General features: G+C 26.5%; 8 protein-coding genes. All 8 read left to right on the top strand.

What is annotated here, in order from left to right; genetic code table 11:
• Window positions 1-156: 156 nt before the first annotated feature.
• The 8 genes from Q0O83_RS11360 to Q0O83_RS11325 are packed head-to-tail and all read left to right on the top strand — an operon-like array spanning window position 157 to window position 8,852.
• Complete coding sequence (locus tag Q0O83_RS11360) at window positions 157-1,770, top strand: hypothetical protein (protein ID WP_294097187.1); 1,614 nt, start codon at window positions 157-159, stop codon at window positions 1,768-1,770.
• Window positions 1,770-3,005: a sugar transferase gene (locus tag Q0O83_RS11355; RefSeq protein ID WP_294097185.1), complete on the top strand. Its 1,236-nt coding sequence runs from the start codon at window positions 1,770-1,772 to the stop codon at window positions 3,003-3,005. The genes Q0O83_RS11360 and Q0O83_RS11355 overlap by 1 nt, the downstream gene beginning before the upstream one ends.
• A 7-nt stretch (window positions 3,006-3,012) precedes the next feature.
• Window positions 3,013-3,813, top strand: coding sequence for a glycosyltransferase family A protein (locus tag Q0O83_RS11350; RefSeq protein WP_294097183.1), 801 nt, complete (start codon window positions 3,013-3,015; stop codon window positions 3,811-3,813).
• Window positions 3,810-4,868 (top strand): glycosyltransferase, encoded by a 1,059-nt coding sequence (locus Q0O83_RS11345; RefSeq protein WP_294097182.1) that lies wholly within the window; start codon window positions 3,810-3,812, stop codon window positions 4,866-4,868. The genes Q0O83_RS11350 and Q0O83_RS11345 overlap by 4 nt, the downstream gene beginning before the upstream one ends.
• Window positions 4,865-5,986, top strand: coding sequence for an EpsG family protein (locus Q0O83_RS11340; protein WP_294097181.1), 1,122 nt, complete (start codon window positions 4,865-4,867; stop codon window positions 5,984-5,986). Before Q0O83_RS11345 ends, Q0O83_RS11340 begins: the two co-directional genes overlap by 4 nt.
• Before the next feature lie 12 nt (window positions 5,987-5,998).
• On the top strand, window positions 5,999-7,111 hold the full coding sequence (locus Q0O83_RS11335) for a glycosyltransferase family 4 protein (protein ID WP_294097180.1): 1,113 nt from the start codon (window positions 5,999-6,001) through the stop codon (window positions 7,109-7,111).
• Window positions 7,096-8,082 carry a glycosyltransferase gene (locus tag Q0O83_RS11330; RefSeq protein ID WP_294097178.1) on the top strand — a complete coding sequence of 329 codons (987 nt, stop codon included), beginning with the start codon at window positions 7,096-7,098 and terminating at the stop codon, window positions 8,080-8,082. Before Q0O83_RS11335 ends, Q0O83_RS11330 begins: the two co-directional genes overlap by 16 nt.
• Window positions 8,083-8,090: 8 nt before the next feature.
• Window positions 8,091-8,852 (top strand): glycosyltransferase, encoded by a 762-nt coding sequence (locus Q0O83_RS11325; protein WP_294097176.1) that lies wholly within the window; start codon window positions 8,091-8,093, stop codon window positions 8,850-8,852.
• The last annotated feature ends 159 nt before the right edge of the window (window positions 8,853-9,011 follow it).

The following is a 9,011-nucleotide window of genomic DNA, read 5'->3' as shown; positions in this document are numbered from 1 at the left end:
AATCGTGTTGTCGCTGGTTCGAGCCCAGCAAGAAGCGCCATTTTTTTATTTTTTGGAAAAATAAATTTTAAGAGCAGTTCTGCTCTTTTTTTTATACATTTTTTTCAAGATAGTGTATAATGATAAAGAATTAATAAAATTTTAAAGAGGTGAAAAATGCTAAAAAAAGAGAAAATAATTGTGTTATTGATTTCAGCAATAATAATAATCACTAGTTTAGGATTAATAATGAATAAGAAAAAAATAGAAGAAAGCATAAAAAATAATAAAAATTTAGCCGAGTTATATCAAAAAAATGAAAAGAGAAAAAATGAAAAGATTTTTTATGTTAAATTAAAAGATGATAAATTAAGAAGAATATTGGAAAACTTATCATCAGATAAAATGGAAATAGCAACATCAATTTTAAAAAATGGAAGATTGGTAGATTTTATAAATAATCCGACAGTAGATTTATATTTAAAAAATATAGACTATAGTAAGGCTTTAGAAAATAGTAGCGTTATAAAAGGATTGAAAGATTTATCATCACTATCTCCAGAAATTGGAAAGTATTTCAAGGAAGAAGTAGTACAAAATAATTTTGATAGCTTTGTTAAAACTATTGAAAATAGACCAGAGGTTATCAAAATAAAAGATAGGATAACTAAGCTTCTACCTATAAAAAATAGTAAATCTATATTTGAACAACTATCAGAAGAGAGTTTGATAGAAATAAGTGAAATGTTATCAAAATCTCCAAACACAATAGAGTTTGTAGAAAAAAAAGATTTGAAAAAATATAATTTAGAAGAAGTAGCTCAAATAAGTAAGACTCTTTATAAAATTGGAAAGATAAATCCGATGTTAGCGATTGAAATATACAATATGTTAGAGGGATTTGATATAAGAAAAGCTGCTCTTTATGGAGATTTATATGTAGAGGATGAAAAATTTGAAAAACAAATACGAAAAGAGTTTGAGAATGGAAGTTATACATTTGAAACACCATACTTAAAATATAATCCTTACGGAAGAACACCCTTAGCTTATGGAATGAAATATGGTGAAAATGAAAAAGTAGAGCTTTTAAGAGTAACTGTAATAGGAGTAGGAGGAATGCCTAATTTTAGTTATGAAAAAAAATATTTTCCAGGAGAGTTATTTCCAATAGTAGGATTATATCCCAAAATTGAAAATATAGTTTTATTAGAACAATTAAATCCAAGTGACAAAAAAGTTATAAAAAATAAAAGATTAAAATTAAAAACATATGCAGTTGATGATCGATTACCATCAATTTATATAGAAAAAAGAGTTCCGAGTAGTATACAACCAGGATTTAATTTAGCTTCTTATAATTTAAAAGATGAGGGATTACCTTTTGCCTTTGATAGTATGGGAAATATTAGATATATTTTAAAAACGGGTAAGGAAATGAGAAAAGTAAAAATAGAAAAAGAGGATTCTGGTGTTTGGGAAGTAAAAAATGATGAAGATAAGTTTCAGTTGAATATATTAGGGAAAATTTTAGGAAGAATAGGAAGAGATGATGAAGATAGTGCTGTTAAAAATAAAAAAACTAAGTATTTAGTTAGGAATAATAATGTATTAACAGTTGTTTCTTACAAAGATGAGGTATATCCATCTGCTTTATTTTCTGAATATGGGTTAGATTCTAAAGATGAAGTTTTTAAAGCCATTATATTTTACGATAAAGATGGAGCTGATGAAAATATAATAGATGATGGAGAAAGAGTAATTCTTTATGAAGGAGATAGTGAAAATTAATGTTAAGATTATTTTATATGGGGGCTCTAGGAGCCATATTTTCAGTTTTGATGAGTGTTTTTAACTTAACAACAGAAACAAGCGTAATAGGATTAGGAGTGTTGTTTTTTATACTACTAGGACTTTATTTATTTGATTTAATGAACTTTGATATTCCTAGATATAGTTTGAAAAATTATTTAACAATAATATTTTTAAATAGTTTCTTTTTCTTTATTTGGTTTTTAATAAGTTCAGATTTTTGGTTGATAATCTTTTATTTTTTATTTACAGCAATTATTATTTTTTTAAGATCTATGATAAATATCATTACTTATAGAATAAAACCTGTTTCAATATATGGCGAAGGAGAGTTGAAGGAAAACTTAGAAAAAAGTTTAGGAAGGCTAGAGGGATACAGATATTTAAAATTTTCTGGAAATATTGATGAATTAGAAGAGTTCGTAGAAAAAAATGATATTAAACTGTTACTTTTAGGAAAAATGAGGCTTGAAGAAAACGAGATTGAAAAAATATTAAAAATTAAATTAAGAAATACTCATGTAATGGGATATTTAGACTATATGTTAGAAATTGAAAAGAAGATAGAGGTTTCGTATATAAATGAAGAGTGGTTATTAAATGCTTATGGATTTGAAATATTGAGAAGTAAGTTTCAAAATAAAATTAAGAGAGTTTTTGATATAGGAATGTCTATTACTATAGGATTAATGACTTTTCCAGTTATGATTATAGCAGCAATAATAGTTAGACTTGAAAGCCCTGGAGCTATTATTTACTCTCAAGCTAGAGTTGGAGAGAATGAAAAAGAGTTTTTTGTTTATAAATTTAGAAGTATGAGACAAGATGCTGAAAAAGATGGAGCAAAATGGGCCCAAAAAAATGATCCTAGAGTAACAAAATTTGGAAATTTTATGAGAAAAACAAGAATTGATGAACTTCCACAACTTTTAAATGTAATAAAAGGAGATATGAGTTTTATAGGGCCAAGACCAGAAAGAATGGTATTTATAAAAGAACTTGAAAAACAAATTCCATACTATGGATTAAGACATATGGTAAAACCTGGTTTAACAGGTTGGGCCCAAGTAATGTATCCTTATGGTGCAACTGTAGAGGACGCAAAAAATAAGTTAGAATATGATTTATATTATATAAAATGTTACAGTTTGTATTTAGATATTATTATACTGTTTAAAACGCTTAAAACAGTTGTATTTGGAAAGGGACGGTAAGAGATATATGTTAACTATATTTACACCCACCTATAATAGGGAGGACACTTTAAAGCGGTTATATAAAAGTTTAAAGAGTCAGACATTAAAAAATTTCGAATGGATAATTGTTGATGATGGATCAACTGATAATACTGAAAAACTTGTACAAAATTTTATAGATGAGCAAGAAGTTTCAATAATCTATAAAAAAACTAAAAATGGTGGAAAAATGAGAGCTGTAAATGTTGGAGTAACTTTATCAGCAAGAGAATTTTTCTTTATTGTGGACAGTGATGATTATTTAGATGAAAGAGCAGTAGAGATAATTCAAGAGGAAATTGTTACTCTTCCTGTAGATTATGCAGGATTAGTTTTTAGAAAAGTTGAAGTATTAGATAATGGTTTTCCTATAAGAGAAAAAGAAAGTTTTGGTGAAGATCAAATAGATAGTACTCCAATCGATATTTTTTATAGAAGAAAAATTTTAGGAGATAAAGCTGAAATAGTAAAAACTTCAATAATGAGAGAGTATCCTTTTCCAGAAATTGAAGGAGAAAAATTTGTTCCTGAAGGATATATTTGGAATCAAATAGGAGAAAACTATTTATTTAGATATATAGATAAAGGGATATATTATTACCAATATCTAGCTGATGGATACACAAGAAGATTTTCTGAAATTATAAAAAAAAATCCAGAAGGTATGAAGCTTTATTATGCTTATATGTTAAAAAAAGATATTCCGTTAAAAAATAAAATAAAATTTTTGATTAGACTGATTCAATCAATTTATTACGAAAGAAAAAAAGATAGGAGAAACACATGAAAATACTTCATATAATAACCTCTTTAGAATTAGGAGGTGCAGAGAAGTTATTGTTAGATTTAATTCCTGCTCAAAAAAGACAGGGTGTAGATGTAGAATTATTAGTTTTAGACACTAATGGTGAAAAATTTTTGGATGAGTATGAAAAAAGAGGGATAAAAGTTCATAAAACTAAAATTAACAATAAAATAAGTTTTAAAAATATTTTTGAAATAGCAAAAATAATAAAAAAAGAGAAAGTAGAAATTGTGCATGCTCATCTTGTTCACTCTCAAATTTGGACAAGTTTGGCAAAGTATTTAAATAAAAATACTATTTATATAACGACAGAGCACAGCACTCATAACAGAAGAAGAGAGAACTACATATATAAAATTTTAGACAAATTTATATATAGCTCTTTTGTAAAAGTTATCGCAATTTCAGAAGCTACGGCAAGGGAACTTATAAAATGGACAGGAATAAGTTTGAAAAAAATAGATGTTATACCAAATGGGGTTTCACTGAGAGCTTTTATGGGAAAACAAAAAGAGCGTAAAGGAAATAACTTAATTATGGTATCTAGATTTCATTCATCTAAAGATCATATAACTGTTGTAAGAGCTTTAGAAAAACTTCCAAAAGAATACTCGTTAACGTTTGTTGGTGAAGGTGAAACAGAAGAAGCAGTTAAAAGAGAGGTATTAATGCTAAGCTTAGCAGATAGAGTACAATTTTTAGGGTATTCGAACTCTGTTTCAGCGCTATTAAAAAGAGCTGATGTAGCTATTCAATCATCAAATTTTGAAGGGTTTGGATTGAGTGCTCTAGAAGCTATGGCATCTGGAACACCTATAATAGCTAGTGATGTTGAAGGATTAGCCAATATAGTTTCAGGATCTGGGTTGTTGTTTAAAGCTGGAGATGTAAATGATTTAGTTCAAAAAATAAAACTTTTAGAAGATGCTAAAGTTTACTCTGAAAAAAGTAGAGCTGGTATTAGGGGTAGTTTAGTGTATTCAATAGAGGCTACGGCTAAAAAATATATAGAGTTATATAAAGAGGAATTAAAATGATCTATTTAATTATATCTATAATACTATTTTTATTTGGAGTTTATGATGTTTTTATTGAAGATAAAGAAAAAAAAGAAGTAGTATTAAAAGTTATAATAATTTGTATGATTTTATTCTTAGGAACTAGAGGTTTTTTAGGTTGGGATTGGTATTTTTATTATCCATCTTTTATGGAAGGAACTTATATTTATGAAAAAGGCTATATGCTTTATACATCTTTTATAGGTGGGATTTATAAGAATTATATTTTTTATCAGTTTATAACGACAAGTGTTGATTTTATAGCGTTATATTATATTTTTAAAAGATATTGTAAATATCCTATAATGGCATTCGCTATTTTTTTTAGTATTCAAGGATTTCATATGGAGGTTGAACTTTTAAGAAATATGAAAGCTATAATTTTGTTTTTATTTTCTTTGAAATATATTCAAGAGCGTAAAATTATACCATTTTTAGTCTTAAATATAATTGGAATCTCCTTTCACATGAGTGCAATATTTTATTTACCAATGTACTTTATTTTAAATTATGACTATAAAAAAAATATTATTTTAGGAATGTTTATAGCTGGAAGTTTCTACTATCTTTTAAATATTAAATTGATTGAATTACTATTAAACTATGAATGGACTTCGCTCTCAATAGCGATTGCAAATAAAATTTCTACTTATAAAAGTATTATTCCTGAAGATTTGAAAAGAGGTTTTAATATTTTTTATTTGGAAAGAGCAATTTTATTTTTTTTAGCTTATAAATATGAAGAGGATAAAGTTATAAAGAATAGTTTATATGTTTGGATAGGTATTTTTTTATTTACCTCTGAATTATCAGTAATCTCATTAAGAATAGGGACTCTTTTTATATATAGTGCTTGGTTAATTTTATGTAGAGGGATAGAAAAAGTTGAAAGAAAAGATATTATGATAATTATAATTCTATTTTTATCTTTAACTAGAATTTATAGAAGTATCACTTTCCCTGGGAATCGTATAAACTATAGATATGAAAATGTACTTTTTAATGATTTAGATTATAAAAAGAGAGAATTAGAAATAAAAAAATCTAAAATTTATTTAAAAGAGAGTCATGGAAAAGAGTTGTTAATTCAATATTGATGTGAGGTATTTATGAAAAAATTAAAAATATTTTTTACAGCTAATGTACTTTGGGATATCTATATATTTAGATATGGAGTAATAAAAGCTTTGATAGGTGATGGCCATGAAGTTGTAGTAGTAGCTCCAGTTGATGAAAGAATTGATTTTGTAGAAGAGCTAGGAATAAAACATATCCCTATAAATTTAAGCATGAGAGGTGTAAATCCATTAAAGGATTTTAATCTTTTTTTACAACTGAAGAAGATATATAAAATGGAAAAGCCAGATATAGTTTTTCATTATACAATAAAACCTAATATCTACGGAACTTTGGCTGCAAAGATATCAAGAGTTAAGAGCGTAGCTATTTTGACAGGATTAGGCTATTCTTTTGTAGAAGGAGGAATAGTTTCAAATATAGCGAAATTATTATATAGATTTTCTTTAAAATATTCTAAAGAGGTTTGGGTTTTAAATAGTGATGATAAAGAAGCTTTGATAAAGCAAAATATAACCTCTTCAGAAAAAATCTTTATTTTACCAGGAGAAGGAGTTGATACTTTTAAGTTTTCTCCAAAAGAAAAGGTAGAAAACTCTGAGTTGAATTTTTTAATGGTAGCAAGAGCTTTTTATGATAAAGGTGTTAGAGAGTATGTTGAAGCGGCAAAAATTATAAAAAATAAAGGCTACAAAGTTAATTTTCTCTTTTTAGGTGCTTTAGGTGGAAACGCAGCAAACGGTGTAGATAAGCTTAAAATGGATGAATATGTTAAAGAGGGTATATTGGAGTACTTAGGCCATAGAAAGGACGTAGATGCAGTTATAAATGCTTCTGATTGTGTAATTCTTCCTTCGTATAGAGAAGGTATATCAAAAGTATTGATGGAAGCTGCTAGTATGGAAAAACCAATTATAGCCTCAAATGTAACAGGATGTAAAGAGATTGTAGATAATGGTATCAATGGGTATTTAGTAAATGTGAAAGATTCTGATGATTTAGCAGATAAAATTGAAAAATTTATAGGGTTATCATTAGATGAAAGAATATCTATGGGGAAAAGAGGTCGTGAAAAAATCTTAAGAGAGTTTGATGAAAAAATAATAATAGAGATATATAGGAGAAAATTATGGAACTTACGATAATTGTACCTGTTTATAACGTAGAAGAATTTTTAGTTGAATGTTTAGAAAGTATTTATAAAGTGAGTGATATAGATTATGAGGTTATTCTAGTTAATGATGGATCAAAAGATGATAGTTTAAATATTTTAAAAAAATACAAAGAGCTTTATCCAACAAAAACAAAAATAATAGATAAAGAAAATGGAGGATTATCCTCTGCAAGAAACATAGGCATAAAAGAAGCTAAAGGTGAATACTTGGCTTTTGTAGATAGTGATGATGTAATTGATCCAAAAGGATTTGAAGAGTTTTTTAAAGAGGGGCAAAGATTAGATTTAGATGTAATGGTTGGAAATATGAGGTATTTTTCTGAGAATAAAATTGGAGAACCACTTTTTAGGTCTCAAGAGATAAAAGATTTTACTGTGAGTAAAGGAACCAAGTTTTTCTTAACATTATTTCAAGGAAGTAAGTGTTTCAGAGAAGAGGTTGTAGATGATATCTACAAAAGAGAGTTTATCTGTGAAAATAAACTTTATTTTCACGACAATTTAATTCATGAAGATAGTTATTTTACTCCAATGGTCTATTTAAAAGCTAAGAGAATAAAGTATATTGACATTGCATTTTATTACTATAGACAAAGAAATGGAAGTATTATGAGTGTGGTCAATGATAAAAGTATAGAGTCATTAGAAAAAATTTGTTATATGTTATTGAGTGAATTTTCAAAAACAGATGAGTATGGAAGAGAGGCTCTTTCAAAGTTATTACCAAGTTTTTATAAAGTTATTTTGTATAGATATATAAATTCAGGGAAAGACTACAAAGAAAAATTAAAAAATTATAGAGATATTTTTAAAGAGGTTAGAGCTGTGAAAAATAAAAATTTAGAGGAGATTTTTATTTATTTTGCACCAACAGTTGCTAATTTTTGTAGAAAAATTATAGGGAAAGAGATAGGGAATACTCAGAAAATACCTAAGTTTTAGGAGGGGCTATGGAGAAGAAAATACATTATATATGGCTAGGAAAAAGTCCTAAACCTAATTTGATGGATATTTGTATAAATTCGTGGAGAGAAAAGTTACCAGAATATGAGATTATTGAATGGAATGAAGAAAATTTAGATTTTTATAATGAAATTAAAAAAAATAAATTTTTAGAAGAGTGTTACAAAAGGAAGCTTTGGGCATTTTTATCAGATTATTTTAGAGTTAAAGTTTTGTATGAGCATGGTGGAATATATTTAGATTCTGATATGCAGATTTTAAAATCGTTAGATTCTTTTTTAAACGATAGAGTTTTTTTAGGAATGGAAGATAAAAAACAAGCTAGTGCAGGAATAATAGGATCAGAAAAAGGGCATATCTTTTTTAAAAAGATGTTAGAATTCTATGAAAAGGATATTTGGAATATAAATATATATACAATTCCAGCAATTCTTCAATATATTTTGGAAAAAGAATATGGATTTAAAGGAGAAAATAAAGTTATCACATTAGATGATGGAATAAAAATATATCCATTTGAATATTTTTATCCATATCATTTTACAGAGGAGTTTTCTTATGAAAAAATAACTGAAAATACTCATGGTATACATTGGTGGGGAAAAAGTTGGCATGGGAATAATAAAAAACTTTATTTTTTAGAGTTTAAAACAGTAAAAGGATATAAAAAAAAATTAATAAATTTATTAATTTTTTTAAATATTTTAGAACCAGTAAGAAAATTATATGAAAAATTTATAAAAAAATAAAATCTTGCTACATGCTAGAATCCCTTTTAAAATAAGGGTTTTTTAGCATGTGTTTTTTTATCAAAAAAAAACTTATAAAAAAATAAAAAAACTTGTTGACTTTATTTATAATTTATGATATTATTATTAATGTCCGTGAGGGACAGCGAAGCGCGAAAG

Source organism: uncultured Cetobacterium sp. (genome assembly GCF_945952365.1).
Lineage (GTDB): Bacteria > Fusobacteriota > Fusobacteriia > Fusobacteriales > Fusobacteriaceae > Cetobacterium_A.
The sequence above is the reverse complement of the archived record's forward strand: the minus strand, read 5'-3'. Positions and strand labels throughout refer to the sequence as shown.